Source organism: Desulforhabdus sp. TSK (genome assembly GCF_022836495.1).
Classification (GTDB): Bacteria; Desulfobacterota; Syntrophobacteria; order Syntrophobacterales; family Syntrophobacteraceae; genus Desulforhabdus.
Genome location: NZ_BQXM01000014.1, coordinates 40637 through 66430, shown reverse-complemented (window position 1 = coordinate 66430; position 25794 = coordinate 40637). Strand labels below are relative to the sequence as shown.

General features: G+C 56.1%; 25 protein-coding genes and 2 pseudogenes. 17 read left to right on the top strand and 10 right to left on the bottom strand.

The annotated features are described in order from the left end of the window. Positions 1–10 precede the first annotated feature (10 nt). The 8 genes from MWC30_RS10275 (at position 11) to MWC30_RS10240 (ending at position 7567) form a co-directional block, all read left to right on the top strand. A complete protein-coding gene (locus tag MWC30_RS10275; RefSeq protein WP_244084081.1) occupies positions 11–703 on the top strand; it encodes a lipid-binding SYLF domain-containing protein in 693 nt (230 codons plus the stop codon). A gap of 318 nt (positions 704–1021) precedes the next feature. After that, positions 1022–1240 (top strand): hypothetical protein, encoded by a 219-nt coding sequence (locus MWC30_RS10270; protein WP_244084080.1) that lies wholly within the window; start codon positions 1022–1024, stop codon positions 1238–1240. Next, complete coding sequence (locus MWC30_RS10265; RefSeq protein WP_244084079.1) at positions 1206–2270, top strand: ATP-binding protein; 1065 nt, start codon at positions 1206–1208, stop codon at positions 2268–2270. Before MWC30_RS10270 ends, MWC30_RS10265 begins: the two co-directional genes overlap by 35 nt. Then, positions 2270–2791: a response regulator gene (locus tag MWC30_RS10260; protein ID WP_256461240.1), complete on the top strand. Its 522-nt coding sequence runs from the start codon at positions 2270–2272 to the stop codon at positions 2789–2791. Before MWC30_RS10265 ends, MWC30_RS10260 begins: the two co-directional genes overlap by 1 nt. After that, the gene (locus MWC30_RS10255; protein ID WP_269467784.1) at positions 2788–2916 is read left to right on the top strand and encodes an ATP-binding protein; all 129 of its coding nucleotides are present in this window, start codon (positions 2788–2790) and stop codon (positions 2914–2916) included. The genes MWC30_RS10260 and MWC30_RS10255 overlap by 4 nt, the downstream gene beginning before the upstream one ends. Positions 2917–2932: 16 nt before the next feature. Continuing rightward, positions 2933–3436, top strand: coding sequence for a universal stress protein (locus tag MWC30_RS10250; protein ID WP_244084078.1), 504 nt, complete (start codon positions 2933–2935; stop codon positions 3434–3436). A gap of 97 nt (positions 3437–3533) precedes the next feature. Then, positions 3534–3926 (top strand): response regulator, encoded by a 393-nt coding sequence (locus MWC30_RS10245; protein WP_244084077.1) that lies wholly within the window; start codon positions 3534–3536, stop codon positions 3924–3926. A gap of 176 nt (positions 3927–4102) precedes the next feature. Beyond that, complete coding sequence (locus MWC30_RS10240; protein WP_244084076.1) at positions 4103–7567, top strand: S16 family serine protease; 3465 nt, start codon at positions 4103–4105, stop codon at positions 7565–7567. Between the two features lie 178 nt (positions 7568–7745). Here MWC30_RS10240 and MWC30_RS22950 read toward each other — a convergent pair. The 4 genes and pseudogenes from MWC30_RS22950 to MWC30_RS10230 all read right to left on the bottom strand — a co-directional run bounded on the left by MWC30_RS22950 (position 7746) and on the right by MWC30_RS10230 (position 9908). Continuing rightward, positions 7746–8223 (bottom strand): annotated as a pseudogene (locus tag MWC30_RS22950) (lipocalin family protein). A 424-nt stretch (positions 8224–8647) separates the two neighbouring features. Continuing rightward, positions 8648–8938, bottom strand: a complete 291-nt coding sequence (locus tag MWC30_RS22945; protein WP_368860829.1) for a type II toxin-antitoxin system RelE/ParE family toxin — start codon at positions 8936–8938, stop codon at positions 8648–8650. Beyond that, entirely contained in the window at positions 8935–9216 is a 282-nt protein-coding gene (locus tag MWC30_RS10235; protein WP_244084075.1) for a type II toxin-antitoxin system Phd/YefM family antitoxin, read from the bottom strand. Before MWC30_RS10235 ends, MWC30_RS22945 begins: the two co-directional genes overlap by 4 nt. After that, positions 9201–9908 carry a hypothetical protein gene (locus tag MWC30_RS10230; protein WP_244084074.1) on the bottom strand — a complete coding sequence of 236 codons (708 nt, stop codon included), beginning with the start codon at positions 9906–9908 and terminating at the stop codon, positions 9201–9203. The genes MWC30_RS10235 and MWC30_RS10230 overlap by 16 nt, the downstream gene beginning before the upstream one ends. A gap of 628 nt (positions 9909–10536) precedes the next feature. Here MWC30_RS10230 and MWC30_RS10225 point away from each other — a divergent pair. Then, on the top strand, positions 10537–11136 hold the full coding sequence (locus MWC30_RS10225) for a DUF2284 domain-containing protein (RefSeq protein ID WP_244084073.1): 600 nt from the start codon (positions 10537–10539) through the stop codon (positions 11134–11136). 49 nt (positions 11137–11185) lie between these two features. On the opposite strand, the gene MWC30_RS10220 is transcribed toward MWC30_RS10225, so the two are convergent. Together MWC30_RS10220 and MWC30_RS10215 are read right to left on the bottom strand one after the other, a co-directional pair. Then, entirely contained in the window at positions 11186–11821 is a 636-nt protein-coding gene (locus tag MWC30_RS10220; RefSeq protein ID WP_244084072.1) for a hypothetical protein, read from the bottom strand. Between the two features lie 77 nt (positions 11822–11898). Beyond that, positions 11899–12699 carry an aldehyde ferredoxin oxidoreductase C-terminal domain-containing protein gene (locus MWC30_RS10215; protein WP_256461238.1) on the bottom strand — a complete coding sequence of 267 codons (801 nt, stop codon included), beginning with the start codon at positions 12697–12699 and terminating at the stop codon, positions 11899–11901. Here MWC30_RS10215 and MWC30_RS10210 point away from each other — a divergent pair. Beyond that, positions 12695–12882, top strand: a pseudogene (locus MWC30_RS10210) (transposase); the annotation flags it as partial. The gene MWC30_RS10215 and the pseudogene MWC30_RS10210 sit on opposite strands and share 5 nt — an antisense overlap. A 127-nt stretch (positions 12883–13009) precedes the next feature. On the opposite strand, the gene MWC30_RS10205 reads toward MWC30_RS10210, so the two are convergent. Together MWC30_RS10205 and MWC30_RS10200 are read right to left on the bottom strand one after the other, a co-directional pair. Further along, positions 13010–13432 carry a VOC family protein gene (locus MWC30_RS10205; protein WP_244084070.1) on the bottom strand — a complete coding sequence of 141 codons (423 nt, stop codon included), beginning with the start codon at positions 13430–13432 and terminating at the stop codon, positions 13010–13012. Positions 13433–13530: 98 nt separating this feature from the next. Further along, the gene (locus MWC30_RS10200) at positions 13531–15138 is read right to left on the bottom strand and encodes an AMP-binding protein (RefSeq protein ID WP_244084069.1); all 1608 of its coding nucleotides are present in this window, start codon (positions 15136–15138) and stop codon (positions 13531–13533) included. A 580-nt stretch (positions 15139–15718) separates the two neighbouring features. Between MWC30_RS10200 and MWC30_RS10195 the strand changes: the two genes are divergently transcribed. From MWC30_RS10195 to MWC30_RS10165, 7 genes are all read left to right on the top strand, one after another. Further along, positions 15719–16411 carry a TetR/AcrR family transcriptional regulator gene (locus MWC30_RS10195; protein WP_244084068.1) on the top strand — a complete coding sequence of 231 codons (693 nt, stop codon included), beginning with the start codon at positions 15719–15721 and terminating at the stop codon, positions 16409–16411. A 412-nt stretch (positions 16412–16823) separates the two neighbouring features. After that, positions 16824–17453, top strand: a complete 630-nt coding sequence (locus MWC30_RS10190) for a hypothetical protein (protein ID WP_244084067.1) — start codon at positions 16824–16826, stop codon at positions 17451–17453. 23 nt (positions 17454–17476) lie between these two features. Continuing rightward, positions 17477–18361, top strand: coding sequence for an ATP-binding protein (locus MWC30_RS10185; RefSeq protein WP_244084066.1), 885 nt, complete (start codon positions 17477–17479; stop codon positions 18359–18361). Further along, positions 18358–19236 carry an ATP-binding protein gene (locus MWC30_RS10180; protein ID WP_244084065.1) on the top strand — a complete coding sequence of 293 codons (879 nt, stop codon included), beginning with the start codon at positions 18358–18360 and terminating at the stop codon, positions 19234–19236. Before MWC30_RS10185 ends, MWC30_RS10180 begins: the two co-directional genes overlap by 4 nt. Before the next feature lie 183 nt (positions 19237–19419). Next, positions 19420–20772, top strand: coding sequence for a sigma-54-dependent Fis family transcriptional regulator (locus MWC30_RS10175; protein ID WP_244084064.1), 1353 nt, complete (start codon positions 19420–19422; stop codon positions 20770–20772). A gap of 393 nt (positions 20773–21165) precedes the next feature. Next, positions 21166–21516, top strand: a complete 351-nt coding sequence (locus tag MWC30_RS10170) for a NifB/NifX family molybdenum-iron cluster-binding protein (RefSeq protein WP_244084063.1) — start codon at positions 21166–21168, stop codon at positions 21514–21516. A 190-nt stretch (positions 21517–21706) separates the two neighbouring features. Beyond that, entirely contained in the window at positions 21707–22069 is a 363-nt protein-coding gene (locus MWC30_RS10165) for a NifB/NifX family molybdenum-iron cluster-binding protein (protein ID WP_244084062.1), read from the top strand. Between the two features lie 111 nt (positions 22070–22180). On the opposite strand, the gene rnk is transcribed toward MWC30_RS10165, so the two are convergent. Together rnk and MWC30_RS10155 are read right to left on the bottom strand one after the other, a co-directional pair. Beyond that, the gene (gene rnk, locus MWC30_RS10160) at positions 22181–22603 is read right to left on the bottom strand and encodes a nucleoside diphosphate kinase regulator (RefSeq protein ID WP_244084061.1); all 423 of its coding nucleotides are present in this window, start codon (positions 22601–22603) and stop codon (positions 22181–22183) included. A gap of 509 nt (positions 22604–23112) precedes the next feature. Continuing rightward, a complete protein-coding gene (locus MWC30_RS10155) occupies positions 23113–25782 on the bottom strand; it encodes a cation-translocating P-type ATPase (RefSeq protein ID WP_244084060.1) in 2670 nt (889 codons plus the stop codon). Positions 25783–25794 lie beyond the last annotated feature (12 nt).

Here is a 25794-nt window from a genome sequence, read left to right as displayed (position 1 = left end):
AGTGGGAGCTATGAGAAAATTTTACATATGGGTGTCATTGTTCCTGGGAGCGGTGGTTTTTCTTGTTCCCGGTTGGCTTCAGGCTGCAGACAGTGCGGATAAGACCGTGAGCTCGGCGTCGAATGTTTTGGAAGAGATCATGCGCATCCCGGAAAAAGGTCTTCCGCCGGCGCTCCTCAAGGACGCTTATGGTGTGGCGGTGCTGCCCGGCCTCCTCAAAGCGGGCTTTGTCGTGGGGGGCAAGTACGGGCGTGGGGTTCTTTCCGTGCGTGAGGGGGGGCGTTGGAGCAACCCCTCCCTGATCACCCTCATGGGGGGTAGCGTTGGATGGCAGATTGGAGCCGAGTCCACCGATGTCATCCTGGTGTTCAAGACACGGAAGAGCATCGATGCCATCACCCAGGGGAAGTTCACTCTGGGAGCCCAGGCCTCTGTGGCTGCAGGTCCGGTAGGACGTTCTGCAGAGGCCGCTACGGATGTTCAGCTGAAGTCCGAGATATATTCCTATTCCAGGAGCCGGGGACTCTTTGCGGGAGTTGCTTTGGACGGAGCCGCCCTCCAGATCGATGACGACGCCAATGCCCAGTATTACAGATCTCCCGGCGTTACCTCTGCGGCGATTTTTGCATCGGGCAAAGGGCTGAAAGTGCCTGCGTCGGCAGCCAGTTTCAAGAAGGTTCTGACCCGTTATACCCCCAGGTGATTTTGGGGCCCCCAGGGTCGCCGTGAGGCATGAGTGCGCAGGTCGGGATACTCTTTGTGAAGGCCGATGTTCGGCATCGGTAGCCCGGCCTGCATTTTCCTCTGAATGGTTTTACAGGTTCCCAGTAAGCACTAAATCCCCATCCCAGTGACCTTCTCCCTTGACCGTAAACTCTTTTTAAGCTAGATTTTAAATGTAAGTTCAAAATGTTACCTGCTGGATTCCTGTCTCATTCCCTGGAAAGCGGTCCCTCCGGGACGCGGGCATCAGTGCGCCCCCTTGATCCGAACGGGAGTCAGGTCCCTCGAGTGCTGAGCGATGGGCAAACGCATCCAAAAGATCTATCACAGCCTCATTTCGAGACTCATCGGCCTGGTGGGGCTGTTTCTGTTCGTCGTCATCTCCACGTGGGCTTATTTCAACATCGATTACCAGAAAAAAAGCACCCTCGAGAACATTGCTGAAGGTCATACAGATGCGGTGCCTGGAGGAAGAAATTCGCATGTCGGAGGAAAAGTACCGGTATATATTCGATAATATCCCCAATCCCGTGTTTGTGCTCGATCGCAGAAGCCTCATGATCATGGACTGCAACGACAGCGTGAAATCCGTGTATGGCTACGACAAGCAAGAACTGCTGCGGACATCCTTCCTGAGGTTTTTCGAAGACAGTGAGCACCAGCACTATGCCCTGGAGATCCGCAACAACGATACCCTGAACATGGCGCGGCAGATGACGCGGGACGGCCGCAGTATCTATGTCAATATCCGCGTGTCCCCTTCGGAATACCAGGGGAAGAAGGCTTACCTGGTCACCACGAGCGATATCACCAAGCGGCTCATGGCGGAGCAGCAGCTCATTCAGGCCAGTAAAATGGCCACCGGCATCGCCCACGAGTTGAACCAGCCCCTGTCGGTCATCAAGACGGCCAGCGAGTTTCTCATGCGCAAGGTGCGCAAGGCGGAGCCCATACGGGAGGATATTCTCAAGACCATGGCGGAGGAAATCGACAGGCATGTGGACCGGGCCTCCAAAATCATTCAGCATTTGAGAGAATTTGGCCGCAAATCCGATGTGACGAGTGAAAGGGTCCAGGTGAACGAGGCCCTCAGGAACGCGGTGGATATTTTCAGCCAGCAGTTGAAGCTGAGGGAAATCGAGGTGGTGCAGGATCTGCAGGAAGATCTCCCCACCATCCTGGGGGACGCCAATCGCCTGGAGCAGGTGTTCATCAATCTCCTCATCAATGCCCGGGACGCCATTGAAGAGCGGTGTGAAAAAGAGGGCCATCGGGAGATCGAAAAGCGTATCTATTTGAAAACCTGGCTCCAAAAGGACAAGGTCACCATCGAAGTGAAGGATTCGGGAGTGGGCATTCCCCAGGATATCCTGCGAAAGATATTCGAGCCCTTTTTCACTACCAAGCGGGTGGGCAAGGGCACGGGACTGGGGCTTTCCATCAGTTATGGCATCGTCCAGGATTATGAAGGGACGATTCGGGTAAAGACCGCGGATAACGGCGGGGCGGTCTTCATCCTCCAATTTCCCGCATTGGGTGGCCGGTGATGGCTGACGAACTGATCTTGCTGGTGGATGACGAAGAGGGCATCCGCAAAGTCCTCGGAATCTCCCTCATGGACAGTGGCTACAGAGTATTGACTGCAGCGAGCGGGGAAGAAGCCCTCGGTATTTTTAGGCAGCACAAACCGTCCATCGTTCTCACGGATATCAAAATGCCCGGAATGGACGGGATCGCGCTCCTCCGTAAGATCAAGGAAGAAAGGCCCGACACGGAGGTCATTGTCATCACGGGCCACGGAGATTTTGACTTCGCCGTGAAGAGCCTCCAGGCCGACGCCTCGGATTTCATCACGAAGCCCATCCATGACGAAGCTCTCACGGTCGCCCTGAAGAGAGCGCATGAAATAGTCTGGATGAAAGCGAGGCTTCGGGAATACACGGAAGGCCTGGAGCGTCTCGTGCAGGAGAAGACGGAAAAGTTGCTGCAGGCCGAAAGGCTTGCAGCCGTGGGCCAGACCGTGGCTACCCTACGAAGGGAAGCAAAGGGACCGGCCTGGGGCTCATGATCGCTCAGAAGATCGTGGGAGAGCACGGAGGATCCATCGAGGTGGAATCCGAAGAGGGAACCGGCACCTGTTTTGTCGTGCGCCTGCCGGCGGGGGACGGGGCGGCTTCAGGGACAGGTATTTGAACGAAAGGGGAAGACCATGGTGGAATATAAGAATATTTTGATTTGCACGGATTTTTCCGACGATGCCCATATTGCATTCATCCATGCCCTGAATCTCGCTAAAAAATGTGGTGCACACCTGCACATACTCCATGTGCCCCATTCGTCCTTCACCTATTCGAGGCAGATTGTGGACGAACATATCCCCGAAGGGAAATCCCAGGATGGGCAGGCCTTCTTCGATGAAGAGATCGCCGCGGAAGCAGAAAAAAACTTGCGGCAAACCTACGAGGGGCGTCTGGGGGATTTCAAGGATTACACGTTCGCGATTCGCTGCGGCGCGCCCGATGTGGAGATCATTCGCTATGCCAAAAAGCACGACATCGACCTCATCGTGATGGGGGCTCTCGGAAAGTCGGAGCTTGACAGGATGGTGCACGGCAGTACGGTGGCCAACGTTTCCAGGTATGCCCACTGCCATGTCATGGCCATCAGGAATCCGGCCAAGCAGTTCACCCTGCCGGGAAAGATGTATTCTTAGGCTGTCGCCCCAATGACACTGAATCCATCGCCGGTGTGCACGCGATGAAGTGGAAAACGTTCGCCGTTCATGGAACAGGACCTGGAGGAATCACACCATGGCTAAGAAGGTATTGGTAGTGGATGACGAGCAGGACATGAGAGTCTACATATCCACCCTGCTGGAAACGAATGGGTTCAAACCCCTGCTGGCCGAGGACGGCCGGGAGGGGCTGGAGGTGGCGCGGCAGAAGAGCCCCGCCCTCATTGTCATGGACGTCATGATGCCCAAAGAAAGCGGCATTCAGCTGTACCGGGAGCTGAAAAAAGATCCGGAGCTGAAAGATATTCCCGTCATCATGGTTTCGGCCCTTGCCAGGAAGACGTTTTTCCATTCCCAAAGAGTCCTGGACGAATATGAAGGGGGAACGATCCCCGAACCGGCAGACTACATTGAAAAGCCCCCCGAGCCCGATGAACTGCTGGCGGCCATTCATAAAATCCTGGGTTAGAGGCTGTCTAAAAATTCGTTTCCTCGTCATTCCGGCAGTCTTTTAGCCGGAATCCACCCCAGCGAAAAACCTGGATTCCGGCTTAAGAACCGCCGGAATGACGAAACAAGATGCGTGCTCAGAGTGAGAGACTCATTTTTTAGACAGCCTCTTAGCAATAACGAGGAGATCCCGGCATGTTCCCCATGGAATTCGACCATCGCATCCTGGGTACTCTGCCCTTTCCCACCGATGAGCAGACCCGGCGGATTACGGAGCTCCTGCGGGCGATCATCGGGCGGCGGATCGTGCCGCATTTCAAAACCCGGAAGGGCACGGACCCCATTGTACTGGCCCGATGCCAGGAGCGGCTGTCCATCAACCGCCTGGAAGACGAGGCGAATCGCAATCGCCTCGTGACCCTGCTCACCCGGTCAGGCGACGGCTGGGTCCTCCATCTGCACGAGCGGATTTTTGATTACCTGGCCTTCGTCATCCCGAGCGATCCTGAGTCCAGGCTGGGCGACGGGACACTCGATGAACGGAAGATGCTGGCCTTTGCCGAGCTTCTCCTGCGCCATCAAATGGAGCACATTCTTTATCCGGATCACACAGAACGGGATGTCATCAGTGCTGATGTAGATTTTGCCATGGAGCAGCGTAGAGCGGACCCCACATTCTACCGCATGCTTCGCAGCGCCCTGGCCGATGAAATGAACGGCATCCGTGGAGAGCTTTACCTGGCCCTCATGGATCATGCGGAACAGGAGCGCCCGTACCACGAAGTCGTGAGCCGGGTGCTGGAGGGGGCCACGACGGCCCTTGCGGATCTGTCCGGCAGGGAGCTGCACGAGGTTTTTCCGGTTCTGGACGTGGACCTCAAGAGCAGGCTTCTGGGGGAATTGTACCGCCGCAGTCAAAACAACACGCTTCCGCTCATGCAGCGGGCTTCCTGCTTCCAGGATATTCTCCAGTTATTCACGCTTCAGATGGAGACCAACGCAGCAGGGGCCATGGAGGTCTTTCAGGCATTCAAAGAGCGCTGGGGAGTGGTGACTCTCTTTCACGAGCTGCGCCTGCCTGAGGGGCGGCTCGACAACAAGAATGCCGCGGAGCTTTTCGAGCTCTTCAAGGAAGGAGTACTTTCCTTCATGGCACAGGAGCGGGCGTGGTTCAGCGCACAAGCCGCCGCCGTGGGCCCGCCCGGGAAGCCGACTGTACCCTCCGCCCCGGCCGAAAAGACTTTGACCCTGAAGGACCGCATTGAAGCCGCACACAGCGATCCGCGCTTCCCGCCCCAGGTGCTCGAAGTCATCGACCGAAACAAGCTCAACGCCGTGGGACACAGTGGAGCCAAGTACAGTGAGCTCATCGAAACCCTCCTGGCGATACCGTGGGGAAAGATCCAGCCCGTTCGGGTCTCCCCGACCGCTTTCGAAGAGGGGCTGCATCGGACCCATTACGGGCTGCAAAAACCCAAGGAGCTGCTCTGTGATTTTTTCTCCAACCTCATTTGGCGGTACCGGCAGTATTCCGAGGCTGAGGCAGCCTCATGGCACCGTACGGGAAGCGCTTTTCTTTTTGTAGGGCCGCCAGGAGTGGGCAAGACCTCCCTCGCTATCTCCATCGCTCAGAACCTGGAAATTCCCTATCACAAGATCTCTCTGGGAGGGATGCAGGATGAAGCCGACATTCGAGGGCACGGCTTCACCTACGAAGGCTCGAAACCGGGGGCCGTCGTCCAGGGGCTGATCAAGATGGGGGTCATGAACGGCATGATCATCATGGATGAGGCCGACAAAACCGAGAAGTTCGCCATCGCCACCCTCCTGGAAATTCTGGATCCCGAACAGAACCACCTCTACCATGACAAGTACACGGAAACCACCGTGGACATCGATCTTTCCAACTGCCATTTCATCCTGACGGCCAACACCCTGGAGACAGTGCCGCCGACGGTGATCAACCGGTGCGAGGTCGTCTTCCTGGACCGCTACAGCGTCGAGGAAAAGATCGCCATTGCCCGAAAGTATCTCATCGAGCGTCTGCGCACCAAGTACCAGATCGGGAGGGACGAAATTTTCTTCGATCCCGACGAGGAATCGGATCTCCTGAGACACCTCATCCGAACGTATACCTACGAGGCCGGAGTTCGGGAGCTGGAACGGATCATCCGAACCCTTTTCCTTCGTATCCAGCGGAAGGAAATCCTGACTCGCGGAGCCACTTCCGTGTGCATCACACGGGTGAAGATCAAGCAGTACCTGGAAGAGCCTCGCCGACCGCGGCAGATCAACAATGAAGACCGGGTGGGGGAAATGCTGGCGCTTGGAGTGGATATCGAGCGCGGTGTGGGGTCCATTATCCCCATCCAGGCGACCCGCATTCGCCTGCCGGCGGGAGGGGAGCCCGACGGTCGGGGGGCCATGAGCATCGTGCACGCCACGGGCAACATAGAAAAAATCATGGACGAGAGCCGCAAGGTGGCCGCAACGGCCCTTCTGCACTGTGCCGACGCCTGGGGCATCGATCTGGATCACCTCAAGGACCCTGTCCACCTGCATTTCATGGGGGCTTCCACGAGCAAGGACGGCCCATCGGCGGGAGGGGCCATTGCCCTGGCCCTGGCTTCCCAAATCCTGGATCGAAAGATCCGGAGGGATGTGGCCATGACGGGGGAAATCGACACGCAGGGCCGGATATCTTCCATCGGGGCACTGGTCATCAAGCTGGAAACGGCCTGCGATGTGGGCTGCAAGACCATGATCATTCCCAGGGAAAATCTCCATGGTCCCGAAGGAATCGAACGGCTGCCCGACGCCCTCAAAGAAGAGCTCCAGATCCTCACCTATGAGGACTGGCAGGGCGATCATCCCCCATTTGATCATACGCGACACATACTGCAGGTGGTGGCCGTCGATCATATCGTGCAGGCTGCATCCGTTGTGTTCATCGAGGAGCAGGAACTGGTCGCCCTGGAAGGCCGTTTCATCGCCAACGCGCGGGAGGTGGCCCAGGAGCTGCTGAAGCGCCGGTCGCAGCCCGGTCAATGGTTCCAGCTGCTGCAGATCAAGACGCCGGGCGAGCTCGCACCCGAGCTCCTGCAGTCCACCGTCTCCCTTTCGTGCAACGGCTGGATTCTGCTCACGCTTCCCGAGGCCAGGGAAAAAATTCTGCACCTGCTGGATCAAGCCTGCTGCCGTATGGAGGTGAGGGAGTTCGATCCCCTGGGGGAAAACCTGTCGACCGTGTTGCTGGAACTGCGGGAAAAAATCCCCGAGTGCCCGTCTTCCCCCCTGCACCTTTCCCTCGTGGCCCCCTTCTATCTCTTGAAACGGGACGGCATCAGCTCCGAAGCTTTTCCCAGCGGGTCGGCCTTTGCCGGACTGACCCTTTTTGCCAACAATTACTCCCTCCAACAACTGAAGATCAAGAGCTCCAAGGCGATTCTCAATCGGGTCTACTGTCACCTGGCCCAGTTGGATCCCGTCAGCCTGAGCCGCATTCCTTTTCTGGCGCGGCAGGACGGAATCCATGTCGTCGACCTGTCGTTGATCCCCGAAAAATACCGCCTGGATGTACAACGCGCCGAGGAGATCCTGCACCGCTGCCTCACTCGGTGGCTCAGCACCCTGGAAGAGCTGATGTGCAGCTCCCTGTGAGCTTTCGACGGAGCCGCCGTTTATGGCGGGGAGCGCGGAGTGTAGGGTGCTTCTCACGCTCTCAAGGGGATTCAGCCATCACCGGGATCTCTGCAATGAAGGCCTGATCCTCATCACTCCAGTAGATGATTGTACCGTTCAATTATCCGCAGTAGCTGCTTGGCCTGGTACATTGCTGCTATCTTTGGTTCACGTAAATCAAATCGTCCGTCTTGAAGCCCAATGCCTGGGCTTTTTCCACAAACAGGGCAAGAAGCTCTTCGCTCACAGTAGGCGTTCGCGACAAGAACCAGAGATACGATTCGTTCGGTTCTGAAACGAAAGCATACTGATAGTTCGCTTTGTCCAACTCGAAAACAATGTATGAGCCGTAGAAAGGACCAAAGAAGGAGACCTTCAGATAGCCTTGGGTCGGGTCTCGCACGAAACGGCTTTGCCCTCAACTTCTTTCCAAGTGCCTTGGCTGTTGAATACCCGCGATTCTTCACAAGAATACCTCCGCCTTCGCGTAGCGAGTATTCTGCTGTCACCCGTTCCAGCCCGCGCTCAAAGGAGTGATCCAATCGAGCGATCTCGTACCACTTGCCCAGGTACCGGTTCAGCTCAAAGTCCTGAACCGGCGTCACCATCTTCGGATGCCCAATACATCCCCCCATAAATACAGAAAGCAAAGGCCTGCGAGCATGGTTTTCATGGCTCACTCCTTGTGTCGAACGACACGTTTTTGCTCAAGCCAATCCTGGTGAGCTCCAGCGAAAAGTGACAGAGCAAATGCTTGGAGGCACCATAGAATCTCTTGTCTATTCTTATTGTTACCTACTGTCGGCGCACCGACACCCCTTTTCTTATCCCGGCGCTCGACTTGTGGAACGTCACTTTGGGAACATCCATGATTCTGAGCCCTCATGCGCCGGGTAGCCCAGTCCGGGCAAGCACCGATGCGCTTTGAGGGACGACCCATCCCGAAGCATGGGGACCGGCTCTCATAACGTGATCGTAAGCGGTGCGCGGCCAAGGGACTACGGACAATGCCAACACACTTCACCCCGCGCGTCGCCTGCCTGCACCGCTTGTTGGCGTTCAAGTCAATGGTTGCTCAGGAAGCTGTGCACCGTGCCAGACTGCGACAATCCAAACGATCTCTCCTTTGACTCGGTAGAAGAATCGGTATGGTGAGATGACCACCTCCCGGTAGGGCAACTCTGGAAACTCTGGTACAACTCTTCCTGAGTTCGGGAAGTCTTCCAACCTGCGCAGTACCGTTCCAACTCGTTCTCGGAACTGGACTGCCGCCCGAGGATTATCCTGGCGAATGTAGGCGAGGGCGGAGAGAAACTGTACCCTGGCAGAAGGGGTAAAGCGGACTTTCATGATGGCTCTGCCGCCAGGACTGCATCTGCCTCCGCAAGGACTGAATCAAGGTCATGCCCTTCGCCTGCTTCTATCTCCTTTTCCCCTTTTGCCAGAAGGCGTAGGAGCTCCCTGTCACGTTCCGATCGCTCATATGCTTCAACACTGAGCATTACGGCAGCCGCACGCCCCCTCTGCGTGATTACGAGAGGTTCTTGGGAGTCCCTGAGCCGCTTCAGAACCTTAGCAGCATCCTGTCTCAAATCGCTTACCGGGATGATATTCAATAGCTTGCCCATATCGTACCTCCTATGATACTTCTAAACGTACTACAGAATGTCAATAGAAGCAAGAGCAGGCAGGACGTTCCGATAGGGCGGATGGCCGAAGGCCAAGTGGACGGCACCGCGAGTGGCCCGCCCCACGTAGAGGTAACCGGACGACGACGGCGTGGTGCCTGGGCCGCGAGGCCAACATGAACTTTCCTCCACCAGCAGAGAGCAAGAACAGGCCCGTATTTCTTTTGCGTGAATTTGCATCCCGGAGCGTTAAAGATTTCGCCAGGGGAAGTGTGGTTGCCCATGTCCTGGAATACGAAGTGCCCGTCTTCCCAATAGAGGGTAATGTTGGACGCCGTGCGGCATGCATAGTGCCATTTCCAGTTTTTGATGACAGCCTGTAGATTGATGCCGTCGAGCTCACCATCGCCCACGAGAACGACTTTGGCGCCTTTTGGAATTAGAGGGTGCACCTGCTGGAGGATTTTGATGTGCTCCGCTTCGGGAAGGTGCCCTTTTTTCCCCTTGACCACCAGCCAGGCAGTTGGCAATGCTCGTTGTTTGTAGACTACGGAAACCACAAGTGCCATACAACCGCGGCCAACCGTGCTCCCATCTATGGCCAACACCAGGGTCTCCCGGGAAAGGCATGAGAGGAGAGCTTGCGCGAAAGGAAGAAAGTATGTTTCCAGATCGAACTTCTTGTTATTCATGAGACGGTGAAGTCGCTTTTCGTTGCTTGCAGGCAGTGCGTTGCCCGGCATTTCATCGGCAATGTGCGAAAGATGGCAATCCTTGTTTCGTATGATGCCGCAAACGAGAGCAGTTGTGAGATTGAGGATCCTGCCACCATTACCGGACTTTTGGGCTGAGCAGATTACAGTCAATGCTCGGCGAACAGCGGTGAACATTTTTTGCTGTCAGACATCACAGACTCCTTTCTCTCATCGATTTCAAGAGTTTTAGTCTAAGATACTGATTTTACAGGAGGCTGTCCAGCGAAAAATGTGTCCGGTAGCAAACCCGACGCTCCTAAATCTTGCCATCTCGTCAACATCCCTGCCTTGCCGGGTCGTGAGGCCTGCCCCACAGCACCGGGCCCCATCGACTGCGGCGGCTCCGGGTCGTCGAAGACCCGGTAGGGGCGCAGGCACTGGCATCCGTAATACGGTGCCGCGCGCAGGCCTGAGAGAGGGTGCCGCACCAGCGGCGCGATTCGGTCGGCTCCGACATCGCCCGCAAGCACATCCAGGAGGTGGCGCAGAATGGGTGGTAGAGACCTATTGATGCCGTATCCTGCATTTGATATAGGGGGGCAAAACCAAGGGAAGGTGTGAGCGCATGAAAGGAAAAGAGGAGCCTGCCGGGCTCGAGGATCTGCTGGTGCTGGCGTGTCGACTGGGTGCGAGGGATGCTGCGGTCATCCCCTCAGGGGACATCCCCGTCGAGGACAATCTGGCGGAGTTGTGTAAAACCCCGGGGTGCGAAAATTATGGACAGGGAGCGGGCTGTCCTCCGCATGTTTCCGGACCATCCGGATTTCGGGAACTGGTGAAACAATACCGGAAAGCTATTGTTTTCATGCTGGAGGTCCCGTCCGAGGCCCTGTTTTCCAATGAGCGGGAGGGTCTCTTTCGCCTGTTACACGAAATTGCCTCCAGTATCGAACGTGCGGCCGTCTCCATGGGATACGGCAGGTCGAAAGCCTTCGCCGGAGGCTCCTGCAAGCAGCTGTTCTGTCAGCATCACGCACAGTGCCGCGTGCTGAGCGGAAAGGGGGGATGCAGGAACCCGGACCTGGCTCGACCCTCCATGTCCGGGTTTGGCATCAATGTCTCGAAGCTCATGCAGGCGGCCGGGTGGAGCATGAGCCGGGCGGTCAAGACCGAAAAGGACGCCGTGGCCATGGGAACCCTCTGCGGCCTGGTCCTGATCGGCTGAGTCCTTCGAGAACTGCGGAAGCCGGCGGAGTTTTGCTTTCAGGCGTCGTTCAAACGGTCCTCACCTGGATGCCGTCCCCCGTGATCCGTATGAAATGATAAGGCGGACCGATGTCGTCATCCGATTCCGCCAGTGTTAATAGGAACTTTTCAAAGAGTGCCTCGACCTGCTGGAGCGAATCATCCGAGGGTTGGAGATGGGCCAGGCGGTACTCCAGGGTGACCTGCCTCGGAATGGTGAGAACATTCGAGGTCTCGAGGACATGCACGGGATCGTCGGCCTGCTCGGATCCGATGAAAAGGAGGGGGAAGGACTGCTCATCCCCCTCCGGGACAGACCCCGCCAGGACGACATAAAACCGGTTGAGCTCCGAGCGCACCTGGGCCGAAAGGTGTCCTCTTCGAAAGGAATCCGTTTCCGTACGGAAGAAGCCGAGGGCGGATTCGGCAATGTCGTGGAAATCAGAGAGTCCCGCCTGCCCGACATATCTCTGGAATTTTTCACACAGCCGAATCCCGAAGCCGGCGCCACCCGTTACCGCTATGACCTCGGGTCCCAGGGCGAACAGCTTCTGCACCTGCAGGTGCTGGGCCTCCTCCGGGGATTTGCCTTCGAATGCCACGGCCCGGCTGTCCGTGGCTATGGCAATGCCGTTTTCCGAGCGATACAGAAGGATCTGAGTCACGGGCTCTCCTTATGGATTGGGCTTAATTCTGCTCTCCGCGTATCAGCTCCTCTGGAGATTGTCAAGAAGATCCCCGCTCAAGCCGCCGATGCAATGCCGGCGGGGCGACCCTGATCCTTGCAATTTTCCAAAATGCCTCGTTGCAGGAAATCTTCGCTCACATAATCCAGGCCGAGACTATCCAGGGTCTCCCGGGTTGGAATCCCTTCATTATTCCAGCCTTTGAATGCGTAATAGGCATCAAGCACTTTTTGTTCCATCTCGGGGTCTCTTTTCTTCCAATGGTCGGCCGGAGGGGCCTCCTCATTTCTTCTCAAGCCTCTCCTTACATTGATGGCCCTCACCAAATTTCGGTTTCTGGCAGCCGTCTTCCACAGGCCCTCCGAGTCTACATCCAGGCCGGTGGCCAATGATATAAAGGCAGGCAAATTATAGATATGGTACGGAGGCCTCCCGCCAAACTGCCCCCTGAAGGAGGATAAGAAGGCACACGTCCCTATGGCGTCGTCGATATAATGCATGGTTTCATTCCAATCGGCTATGTTGACAGATGCTTCTATGGACGGATGCTGACGTGGCTCCCAGTCCATGAACCATTTTTTGAATCTCTCAGGAGCCGCGTCCCAACCCTCGACAAACTCTCTTCTCTTTTCCAAATCAGGCTCGGGTACCTGAGGATAGGAGCCCTCAATTTGGGTGATGTTCATCTTCTCACCCGTGGCATACATGAGGTAATAAGGGTAATTGCCCTTGGGTAAACCCCCGGCTTTGCCGGGGGACTCCCAGAGTTTGACATTTGCGGGAGTATGCGAAAGCCTCCCTCTTGTGGACAGCTCAAAGTTCGCAAAAGGAAAGGCTTTCGCATGGATGGAACTCAAAGGAAAGAACGCCAGATCGCCAGAACCTTCCTCGGAAGGAAGAAAAACTTCACTGGCCAGCACTTTTGGGCCAGGGGCTACTTTGTGTCCACGGTTGGAAGGGACGAGCAGATGATCCGTGAGTACATCAATAAGCAAGAAACCGAGGATCGCCGACTCGATCAACTGAATATGTTTGAATAGTCGCCACCTTGTAAGGTGGCCAAAGGTTTACAACCGCTTTGAGCGGTCCATGGTTTTACAAGCCTCCGGCTTTGCCGGAGGTATTTGACTAAATAAATCAAGGGTAAAGGATTTTTGCCGCACATTTCTATTGGCTCTTGTCATCGATGATTTCCGTCAGAACCCCGTTGAGCTTTTTGGGGTGCACAAACGCGAACTCACAGCTGCGAAACGGTCGCGCGATCTCGCCCCTGTTGTCGGGGATGAACGGATAACCCTTACCCTGAAGTTCTTTTACAGCCTCCCGGGTATTGTCCACATTGAAACTGATGAGCATGACGCCCTCGCCACGGGTTTTAATGAATTTGGCGACGTCGCCATCGGGTGTCGTGGATTCCATCAATTCAAACCCCACTTCTCCGATCCAATAGCGCGCGACCCTTATCTTTTCCGGCTCATCCACGTAGGTGTCATCCGGTTTTTCTTTTCCCAGGAGCGGTTCCCAAGTCTTGCGCGCCTCATCGAGGTTCTTCACCGCAATACAAATATGATCCATCCTATTGATCTTCATGAAATCCTCCCATCACCAACACGCTGATCCATACTCAACACATCGATAATCGATACAGTGGATCTATTCTTTAGAAGCCCACCTGCCCACCCAGCTCGCTATGCTGCAATGGCTTTCAGCTTGAACCGTTGCAGTTTTCCGGTTTCAGTGCGTGGCAAAGCAGAGATGAATTGGACGGCCCTTGGATACTTATAGGGTGCGGCGTTCTGCTTGACGAACTCCTGGAGTGTCTTCACCATGGCATCGTCACCGTGGTGCCCCGGGTGCAGCACAACAAAAGCCTTGAGAATCTGGCCGCGATCGGGGTCGGGGACGCCTATTACCCCGCACTCAGAGACGGCTGGATGCTCCAGCAGAACGGATTCCACCTCGGGTCCGGCAACGTTATAGCCGGAGGTCACAATGATGTCGTCTACCCGCGCATGGTAATAAAAATAGCCGTCAGAATCCTGGTGATAGGTGTCGCCGGTGATGTTCCATCCATCTCTAACAAAAGATGTCTGCCGCTCATCGGCCAGGTAGCGACAACCCGTGGGACCCTTGAGCGCCAGCTTCCCGGTTTGCCCCACGGCAACCGTCTGCATGTCTTCGTCCACCAGCATCCCGCGATAACCGGGCAGGATTTTCCCCAGAGCGCCTTCACGATAGTTCTCAGGGCCCGAAGCGAGGTAAATATGGATCACCTCTGTGCCGCCGATACCGTCGTGAATCTGTATGCCGGTGGCTTCCTTCCACTTGTTTCGAGTATCCACCGGGAGGGCTTCCCCTGCGGACACGCATTTCTTGAGACTCTGGATGTTGTAATTTGAGACCAGACCGGACATTTGACGGTAGCCAGTGGGAGAAGTGAAGCAAATGGTGGTGCGGTACTGCTCGATGGCCTCTATGAGCGCAGGCGGAGTGAGCTTCTCCAGAAGCACCGTGCTGGCTCGCGCCCAGAGAGGAAAGCACAGGAGCCCTCCCAGGCCGAACGTGAACGCCAGCGGTGGAGTGCCAATAAAAATATCATCGGCACTGGGCTTCAACCAGGAACCAGGCACAACCTCACACATGGCCATCACATCTCTGTGCAGATGGATACAGCCCTTGGGGACCCCGGTGGTGCCGGATGTGAAAGCAATCAATGCTGGGTCATCGGCAGCGGTATCGACGGCGGTGAATTCCGTCGATTTGAGGGAAAGCTTTTCTACAAAAGCGTCGTCACCGAAAAGCATCACCTGCGTGAGCTCGGGGCACTCGGGGCGTGCCAGGTTCAGCTCTTCGGCCAGTGAAGCTTCGCACAACGCATGACTGATGCGCGCAAGGCGTATGAATTGCTTCAGCTCCTTGGCGCGCAACAACGGCATGGTGCTCACCGCTACCCCACCCGCCTTCCACACGGCAAGCCAGCAGACGGCAAACCACGGGGTGTTGGCGCCGCGCAGCAGCACACGGTTTCCCGGAACGAGGCCCATATCCTCGGTCAGCACACGCGCCAGCTGATTCACCTTGTTCTGCAGATCGCCATATGTCCAGCGGATACCCTTGCCGATCACGGCCGGCCGTCCAGCCGCTCCCTCTGCAACCGCTTTGTCGAGCAGAGCCTTAGCTGCATTCAGACGGTCGGGAAATTGGAGCTGAGGCAATTCAAAAATAAACTCCGGCAACTGATCGATGGGTGGCAAGTTGTCACGAACAAAACGATCAATGTGTGCAGTGTAGCTCATATTGCCTCCTCACATCCATGCGGTCGTTGAGAGATTGCTGGTGATTCCTCCAAGTGTTGATCGAGACATATCACGGGGATAGCGGTCCGTCAAGATAAAATATAATAGCATTAAGTTTTATGCGATTTTAACATGAAAATATGACGCATATAATAATAATTTCCATTATAATTACAATATATTATGTTAGTTTGTTATGTCAAAAATGATATTAATATTTTTGGTAAAAAGCAATCGAGGCTGATGTTTGGATGAACACCAACTATGCTCGGAGGAAGCACAGGAAGCTTTTGGGCAGAAATGAGGAGGACCGAGGTCCCAAGAATCTCTGAACCCATGACAGCCCGTCTCGGGAGAGGAATGTTGGAGCTGGACCTACACATTTCCAAACTGAATGCACCTCGGAAGCATTTCCGTCATCTCTGCACGCCGCTTAAAAAAACCAACTTGCAGCAACTATGATTTTGGGGATGCTTGGACTGAAAATATGTGCTATAAAGATGATCTGGATCACTATTTATCATTTTTTACCATTAAAACCTAATATTATTTACATCATTAAGAATGGGATCATCATACATTGACGACCAAATCTCAGGACGCAACAAAAGAAGGTGCCAGATCGAAATCCAATCGATCGGAAGAGAAGAAAACGACCCTCAGCAAGAAGGCCGAAGACACCAGGGAGCGCATCATCAACAGTGCGAAGTTGCTCTTTGCTGAAAACGGTTTCCTCAAAACGACGGTGGTGGACATCTGTCGACAGGTTGGACTTTCGGAGGCTGCCCTCTATGAGTACTTCAAGGGAAAGGAAGACCTCTTGCTTGCCATTCCAGACCTGTGGGTCAATCAACTGCTGAAGGATCTGGAGGATCAGATGTTTGGGATCAAAGGAGCATTCAACAAGCTGAGGAAGTATATCTGGTGGATGTACCGCCGCATCGAGGAATCTCCCCTGGACTCCAAGATCGTGTACCTGTTCCTCAAAACCAGCGCCAGCTTTATGGAGACGTCGGTCTACACAAACGTCAGGAGTCTCTACCATTATCTCATCGATATTTTTGAAGAAGGCAAGCAATCCGGAGAGATGCGACCCGATCTGGATCCCTTTGTCGCTCGCACACTCGTCATTGGTACGATCGACCATGTTGTCACTGTCTGGCTGCTCAAGAATATGTCTTATTCGCTGTTCGAGAAGATAGAAGAAACCTTTGATCTCCTTGAGGGCGCTTTTTCCAGCAAAGGACATTGCGACACAAAGCCGCAACAGTGATTGGTCAGCCCCACGCGATATTTTAAGCGGTAAGGGCCGGGGAAGTAGATTCCTGGCTAGAGAAAAAAGCCATCTGAACGGCTGATCAGTTGAGGCGCGCAGAACTTTCACAGGAAAGCAAGCGGCCAAGACAGAGGGTAGTCTCTCCTGGGGATGGGTGCAAAATGAACCCACCTGAAAAGACATTCTCATGGCTAACATCCTCCCGGCTATCCCTCCCGCAGCCGCTTCGCTGGCTGTGAATCATATAATATCCTGTTAATTCAATCGATAACCTCATCAGATGTGTGCCACCCCTCCCTGTATTTCTTGTCCCTCGCCCAATGGCACGGGGATTGCCTTAAGAACATCCAGTGGTGAAAGGAATTGAAGGGTTGGGAACAGCACAATGCACAGCAGGGGAAGTGGAATCATGCTGGCCATACCTGTATTTCGCGACCGGGTGGCTCCGGTGCTCAACTGGTCTAAAAGGGTTCTGATCGTTTCCGATGAGGAACCGGAAGCCTCTCGAGGGGAAGAGCTCTTCTTTCCATCGGCGACGGGTTTCGAAATCCTGCGATGCCTGAAGGACAAGGGGGTTCACACCGTCATCTGCGGGGCCATCAGCCGGGAGCTTCTCTGCTACGCGGCCAACCTGGGGATAAAGATCCTCTGCGGGGTTTCCGGGCCCGTCCTGGATGTTCTGCGTGGGTACAGGGGCCGGCAGCTGGAGGAACCGCGATTTTGGCTGCCGGGGTGCGGTGGGCAGCGCCAGTACCGGGGAGACTGTCCTCGGAAGGCCCAGAGGGACCTGCGGGAAGAAGGGTCGGGTGAGGCCTCCGGAATGGCGGCAGGCCGGGGGCGCTGCCTCGGGCCGGGACGCGGCTGGCGAAGTGGAGGGGACAGCGGCCTGGAGCCCAATGCCCCTGGAGGTCTCCCGGGCTCGGAGATGCGAGATTTCTGCCTGTGCCCTGCCTGCGGTATGGAAGTCCCGCACCAGCGGGGGATCCCCTGTGCCCAGATGCGCTGCCACGAGTGTGATCAACCCATGGTGAGAAAATAGGGCTCAGACAAGGAGAATTTGAAATGATCATCAGTATCGCCAGCGGAAAGGGCGGAACAGGGAAGACAACCCTCGCCGCCAATCTTGCTGTTGCATTGAGGAATATAGAACCTGAGGTGACGTTGCTCGATTGCGATGTGGAAGAGCCGAACGACCACCTTTTTCTCTCGCCGACCTTTACCCGGACAAACGAGATCTGGGCGGAAGTCCCCGACATCGATACAAAGCTTTGCGCCTACTGTGGAAAGTGCCAGGAGATCTGCCAATTCAACGCCATCGCCATTCTTCCCGAGTTGGCCCTGACGTTTCCGGAGCTCTGCCACAGCTGTGGAGGGTGCTTCATGGTCTGCCCTGAAAATGCGGTGCGCTCCGGTAAACGGCTGCTGGGAGTAGTGGAAGAGGGCTCCCGAGGGCCGCTCCAATTCGTTCAGGGGCGCCTTCGCGTGGGGGAAGCCATGGCGCCGCCGCTCATCCGCAAGGTCCGGGAAGCAGCCGGCGGTGACGGCCTTACCCTGGTGGATGCCCCGCCGGGAACTTCCTGCCCCGTCATGGCCGCTCTGAGGGGAAGTGATTTCGTCCTTCTCGTCACGGAGCCGACTCCCTTCGGTTTGAATGACCTGGAGCTGGCGGTGGGAGCGGTTCGCATTCTGGGAATTCCCATGGGAATTGCCATCAACCGCTCCGACCTGGGGGATGACCGTATCCGGAAATTCGCCGGGAAGGAAAAAATCCCCCTGCTCATGGAGATCCCCTTCGACCGCCGCGTGGCGGAAGCCTACGCGAAAGGGGAGCTCCTGGTGGAAGTCCTTCCCGAATGGCGGGAAAAGATGTTGACCCTGTATGACGCCATCTGCAGGGTTCAGGGCGGGTGCGGCAATGGCCACAATGGAAGAGAAGGAAGCCAATGAAAGAGCTTGTCATCATCAGTGGAAAAGGCGGAACGGGGAAAACCAGTATTGTGGGGGCCTTTGCAGCGCTGGCGCGACGACAGGTCCTTTGCGATGCGGATGTGGATGCCGCAGACCTGCATCTGCTCCTCTCTCCCACGGTTGTGGAGCGTCATGATTTCAGGGCCGGCCATAAAGCGTCCATCGACCCCGAGCGCTGTACTCAATGCGGAGACTGCCTGGAACGGTGTCGTTTCGGAGCTATTTCTCCGGATCTCGTGGTGGATCCGCTCCAGTGTGAAGGCTGCGGCGTCTGCCACCACTTTTGCCCGGCGGGGGCCATCGACTTTCCTGAAAGTCTCTGCGGGGAATGGTATTTTTCCCAAACACGCTTTGGTCCCCTGGTCCATGCCCGCCTGGGAATCGCCGAAGAAAATTCCGGCAAACTGGTCTCCCTGGTGCGGAAGGAAGCGCGGCGCATGGGTGAGGAGAATCATGCGGACTGGCTCCTCACCGACGGGCCTCCCGGCATTGGGTGCCCCGTGATTGCTTCCATCGGGGGCGCCTCGGCGGTGCTCATCGTTTCGGAGCCCACCGTTTCCGGTTTGCATGACCTCAACCGGGTGGGGGAGCTGGCGCGGCATTTCCAGGTCCCCGCCCTCGTGTGTGTCAACAAGGCGGACCTGCACTGGGATGGGGCACGTCAGATCGACGCCCACTGCCGATCCGCGGGATATGCCTTCATGGGTTATCTGCCCTTTGACGCGGACTTTACTAGAGCCCAAGTTGAAGAAAAGACGATCATCGAATACAATCAAGGTCCTGCCAGGGATGCCGTTGTGGCCCTCTGGGAAAAAGTGGTGCGAGCGCTTCAGGCATCTGACGTGGGGGTTTGAAGCCTGAGAGGCTGTCTAAAAAATGAGTCAATCACTCCGAGCATCCACCTTGTTTCGTCATTCCGGCGGTTCTTAAGCCGGAATCCAGGTTTTTCGCTGGGGTGGATTCCGGCTAAAAGACTGCCGGAACGACGAGGAAATGAATTTTTAGACAGCCTCTAAAGACAACCGGATGGTGGCATAGTGGCAAAACCGGATCTTTCTCCCCAAACTCAAATCATCCTGAACAGCATCGCAGACGGCGTTTTTACGGTGGATCTGGAATGGCGAGTCACGTTTTTCAACCGCGCAGCGGAGGAGATCACGGGAATTCCCGCTTCCGAGGCCATCGGCCGTCCCTGCTGCGAGGTGTTCCGTGCCAATGTCTGTGAATCCATGTGCGTTTTGAAGCAGACGTTCGATGCCGGAAAGCCCATCATCAATCAGCCCGTTGCCATCCTGCGTGCTGACGGCGAGGAAATCCCCATCACCGTCAGCACGGCGCTTCTCAAGGATGAATCGGATCGGGTCATCGGGGGAGTGGAAACCTTCCGGGACCTGAGCCTGGTGGAAACCCTGCGGAAGGAGCTCGACCGACGGTATCGTTTTCACGATATCATTTCCCGTTCCCCCCTCATGCGAAAGATCTTTTCCATCCTTCCGGACGTTGCTCAGAGCGAGAGCTCCGTATTGATTCAGGGAGAGAGTGGAACGGGGAAGGAGCTTCTGAGCCGCGCCATCCACGATCTGAGCCCCCGGGCCAGGGGGCCTTTCGTGGCCCTCAACTGTGGTGCCCTTCCCGATACGCTCCTGGAATCCGAGCTTTTCGGACATGTGGCCGGGGCCTTTACGGATGCCAGGCGCAACCGGCTGGGGCGGTTCGCCATGGCCGAGGAGGGGTCGCTTTTTCTGGATGAAATCGGCGACATCTCCCCTGCCCTCCAGGTGCGCCTCCTGAGGGTCCTGGAGGAGCGGAGCTACGAGCCTTTGGGGTCTTCCCGAAGTGTCCAGACCAACGTGCGGATCATTACGGCGACCAATAAGAACCTGGAGCACCTGGTGGAGATCGGAAAATTCCGCAAGGACCTCTACTATCGCATCAACGTGGTCAAGCTGGTCCTACCGCCTCTTGCAGACCGCAAGGAAGACATCCCTCTCCTGGCCGAACATTTCATCGAACGGTTGAATAAGCTGCGGAACAAAAAAATCCTGGGCCTCAGCCACGATACCCTGGCGTTTTTCATGAGCCACGACTGGCCGGGAAACATTCGGGAGCTGGAAAATGCCCTGGAATATGCGTTCATCCTGTGCCGTGAAGGCCTTATCCTTCCTGCACACCTCCCCGAGCAGCTCCGGCGGGATATTCCCAGTGGTGGTGCTTCCCTGCCCCAGGGATCGACCCTGGAGGATATAGAAAAGCGGGCCATTTTAGAGGCCTTGGAGCGCAACCAGTGGCGCCGCCTCGCCACGGCCAGGGAGCTCGGTATCGACAAAAATACGCTCAGACGAAAGATCCAGCGCCACCAGCTCATAGCCCCTTCTGCTCTCCAGGAATAATCCCGGTTTTTGCCTCCCTCCAGGCCTGCGTAGAAAATGCGAGGGCTCGGGTGTGCCTGCCAACAGGAGGAACAATTTGTTCCCTGATCCTGGCAACAGCGGGTGCATTTTGTTCCCTTAAGAACGCTTTTGAAGGCTCCTGCCCGCCCCGGTAAGGGTGCTCCAATTTAATATATGGATATCAATATTAAAACTGACTTGGCATATTCTTTGATTATTAAAGCCCCAGTCGATATCTCACGGCAGTAGGAAGAATGAATGGATGGATTGGATCGATACGAAGGAGTTTTCACGAATGGGTTCATGTCAAAGTCAGCAATGCGGTCATGGGGCGCAGCCCCAGGGAAATAAGCCTCAGGAAGATGTTCAGCTGAAGCAGCGAAAGGATCAGGCATGTCGGATTTCAAGAATTTCAAAGTCGCCATTCCCATGGCAGGCGGGGCACTCACCAATCATTTCGGCCATTGTGAACAGTTCTCCATCGTGGATGTTCGGGATGGAGTCATTCAAAACAAGCAGACGATCACTCCCCCTCCCCATGAACCGGGCCTTTTGCCCCGCTGGCTGGGGCAGTTGAATGTGAACCTGGTGATTGCCGGAGGCATGGGGGCTCGGGCCATCGATCTTTTCAACCAGCAAGATATCAAGGTCATTACCGGAGCCCCTTGCCTCACTCCCGAAGAGCTCATCCAGCAGTTCCTCACAAACACCCTGACGACAGGGGCAAATGTTTGTGATCATTAGGCAGATTTACCATGAAAATCCCCCTCAATCCCCCTTTGATAAAGGGGGAGGAGTTGTGTTTCCCCCCTTGGGCAAAGGGGGGCAGGGGGGATTTTTATCGTTGGGGTGAACATCACTATGCTCATGACCGTTAAGATGAATATCGGGAAGCGTCGAAAGGGCATTGAAAAAAGATGAAAGGAAAGACCTCATGAAAGTCGCCGTCAGCGCTACGGCCAAAAATCTGGAAGCCCAGGTGGATCCACGGTTTGGGCGGGCCGCCTGGTTCCTCGTGGTGGATCCGGATACCCTGGAATATGAAGCTGTTGAAAACAGCCAAAACCTGCAGTCTCCGCAGGGTGCGGGGATACAGGCTGCTGTTCTGGTGGCCCGGCAAAAGGCGGAGGCAGTCCTGACGGGGCATTGCGGTCCCAAGGCCTTCGATACCCTCAAGGCCGCCGGCGTGGGGGTCGTGGTGGGGGTGAGCGGTTCTGTGCGGGAAGCCGTCGAGCAATTCAGGGCGGGAAAATACGCTTATACTCAATCCGCCGATGTTTCGGGACATTGGATGTGACTTTGCCATGCGGAGCTGGCTCCAAAGGTTGGGAGGCGATGCAGGGTGGGCTCCGCTCCGCTCACCCACCCCGCGGTTTTTCGCTCCTGGCCCATCGACTCCGACGCGGCGTTAAAGATGAAAATCTCCCGCTGCCTCGGGCTGATAAAGGACCTCTTCGATTTTCAACTGTTTCATTCCCGCCGGGGCCTTCCACTCCACGATGTCGCCTGCCTTGAAGCCGATGAGGGCCGTACCGATGGGGGCCAGAATGGAGACCTTGTGGTTTGCCGCATCGGCATCTCCCGGGAAGACCAGGTGATAAATCGTTTCTTTGCCGGTGTTCAGGTCTTTGGTCCGAACCTTCGAATTCATGGTCACCACCTCAGGGTGAATGTTTTGGGGCGCCACGACTTTTGCCCGGTGGAGCTCCTCTTCCAACTGCAGCAGGTGCTCCTGATCGCGCCCATCACCCTGTTCCTCGAGGAGCTCCAGCAGCTTTTCCAGCCGATTCATATCGGATTGCGTCACGTAAATGGTCTTTTTTTTCTGCATGAGGACTTCCTCCATTCGTTTCTTTCTTCGAGAGACAAAAAAAAAGAGACTATCGACACTCCTACCGAGTGTCGATAGTCTCGCTCAACAGCAACTTATCCCCTTCATTTCTTCGGCCGCTTGCACAGAGAGCATGACCGCGCTCAGGGGCTCCAGATCAACACGATGATACGTGGTTGAGTATAGAGGCTATTTCCTTTATGTCAACCCCATGGGGCATCGAATCGTTGAAATTGGAATTCCAAATACGGCTCTAATACTACAACGAGAGTTCTTGCGCAGGGTGGGCTTTGCCCACCAGCCTGCGCCGAAAGCATTGGCTGGCGGGCAAAGCCAATGTTGTTGACTTAACGTCACCCCGGGGGAAACCGGGGTCCAAAAAGTCTTAATTTTGTTGGATTCCGGCTTTCGCCGGAATGACGAAAGTTGGTTAAGTCAACATCGTTGGCGGGCAAAGCCCACCCTACACGGGAGAGCAATGTTTTGTTGTCGTACGTAGGTTATGGAATTCACAAAACCTTTCGCCTCCGCTTGATCCATTTCTCCATCTCGACGGCGAAGAAGACGATGGAAGACAGCCCGAGTGTCAGCCCCAGTTCAGGCAAGGTCAGGGGCTCTGTCTTGAAGATGGGGTTCAGGAAGGGCACATACACCGTTGCCACCTGGAGGGCGACGGTCAGGAGAAAAGCCCCGAGCAACGGCAGGTTGGAGAGCAGCCCCTGGGTAAAAAGGGACTCTCTTTCTGATCTTATGGCCAGGAGATTTCCCATCTGGCTCAAGCACAGGACCGTAAAGACCATGGTTTGCCAGTGGACATGCTCCGTCCGGATGGCCCAGGCCTGGGCCAGCAGGCAGACGCAGCCCATCAGGAGTCCAACCCACAGGATGTGGATGCCGAGACCGTGAGCGAAAATGCCTTCCCGGGGGTGCCGCGGCGGGCGTTTCATGACCCCCTTTTCGGGAGGCTCCGCCGCGAGTGCAAGAGCCGGGGCCCCATCGGTGACCAGGTTGATCCAGAGGATATGAATGGGCAGCAGAGGAATGGGAAGGCCAAAGAAGGGAGCAAGGAAGATGGTCCAGAGCTCCCCGGAATTGCTCGTCATGATGTACTTGATGAATCGACGGATATTTTCGAAGATGCGTCGGCCCTCCCGAATGGTCTTCACGATGGTGGCGAAATTATCGTCCAGAAGGATCATGTGCGCCGCTTCCTTGGAAACGTCCGTTCCGGTGATGCCCATGGCAATGCCGATGTCCGCCCGCTTCAAGGCCGGCGCGTCGTTCACCCCGTCGCCCGTCATGGCCACGAACTGTCCCCTGTCCTGGAGGGCTTTCACGATCTTTAATTTCTGTTCGGGGGCCACCCGGGCGTAAACGCGGATATGTTCCACCTTCTCTTCGAATTCCTCCAGGGAGAGCTCATCCAGCTCCCGTCCCGTGAGGGTCATTTCCGCACCATCCTCGATGATGCCCAGCTCCCGGGCGATGGTCGTGGCCGTGAGGGGATGGTCTCCGGTGATCATGACAGGGATGATGCCCGCCGTCTTGCACAGGGCGACGGCTTCTTTGGCCTCCTCCCGGGGGGGGTCCATCATTCCGGTAAGTCCCAGAACCGTGAGCCCCCTTTCCGCCGTTTCAGGTGAGAGATCCTCGGGAAGGCAATCCCATCGCTTCATGGCGATGCAGAGGACCCTCAACCCGTCGGCCGCCATCTTTTCATTGGTTGACAGGAGCTCTTCCGCGTCCAAAGTCCGGAGCCCGTCGGAGGTCAGGATTGTATCCGACAGTGGGATGAGTACGTCCATGGCTCCTTTCGTATAGGAGACGAATGCCTCCCTGCTTTCGGCCGAAGGCGGCAGCCGGTGAAAGGTGGTCATGCACTTTCTTTCGGAATCGAACGGGATTTCCGCCACTCGCGGGAAATGGGCTTCCAGAGCTTCCTTATGGAACCCATGGTCCCTGGCGATGTTGAACAGGGCGATTTCCGTGGGATCGCCCAATACCAGGTCGTGGGTCCCCCGCTGAGCGTCATTGCTCAATGCCAATGCCCTGAGAAGCTCGCAGGAAGGGGAGCACTGGAGATGGGGAGCTGACGAAACGTCCGTCCGAAGTGTGTCCTCATCCAGGTCCGCCGCCGTAACCCTCTGACTGTCCACGTAAATTTCCGACACGGTCATCTTGTTGAGAGTCAGGGTTCCCGTCTTGTCCGAGCAGATATAGGTCACCGACCCCAGAGTCTCGACGGCGGGGAGCTTCCTGATGAGGGCGTTTTGTTTCACCAGCTTCTTGGCTCCGAGGGCCAGGGCGATGGTGATGACGGCGGGAAGGGCTTCCGGGATGGCGGCAACCGCCAGGGAAATAGCCGTCAGCAGCATGATGAAAGGCGGTTCTCCCCGCAGGTAGCCTGCGCCGAAGACAATGGCACAGATGACCAGGACGATGAGGGCCAGCCTCCGGCCGAAGACGGCGAGCCTCTTTTGGAGAGGGGTTTTGACTTCCTTTTCTTCCTGGAGCATGGCGGCGATCCGGCCCAGCTCCGTTTCCATTCCCGTCGCCACGACAATCCCCGCACCGCGTCCATAGGTCACGAACGTCCCCTTGTAGGCCATGTTCTTGCGATCACCCGTGGCGAGGAGGGGGTCATGAAGGGCAAGGGCATGCTTGTCGATGGGGATGGATTCCCCCGTGAGGGCAGCCTCTTCCACCTTCAAAAGGGCGGACTCCATGATGCGCATATCGGCGGGAACGATCATGCCTGCCTCCAGCAGGACCACATCGCCGGGTACGATCTCGGTGGCCGAGACGGTTTCGGGCAAGCCGTCCCTGAGGACCGTCGCGGAGGGGGCCGCCATTTTTTGAAGGGCGGCGATGGCTTTCTCGGCCCTGTATTCCTGCACGAAGCCGATGACCGCATTGAGCAATACAATCACAAGGATGGCGATGGTGTCGGTCAGCTCGCCGATGAAGCCGGAAATCACGGCGGCCGCCATGAGGATGAGGATCATGAAATCCATGAACTGGTCCAGGAATATCCTGAATGCAGTCTTTTTCTTCTTCTCCTGGAGGGCGTTGGGGCCGAATTTCTCGAGGCGATGGAGGGCTGCTTCCGACGAAATGCCCTGAGGGGTGGATTCCAGCTCTTCCACTACCCTGTCGATATTCTTTTGATGCCAATGCATTGAAGCTTGCTC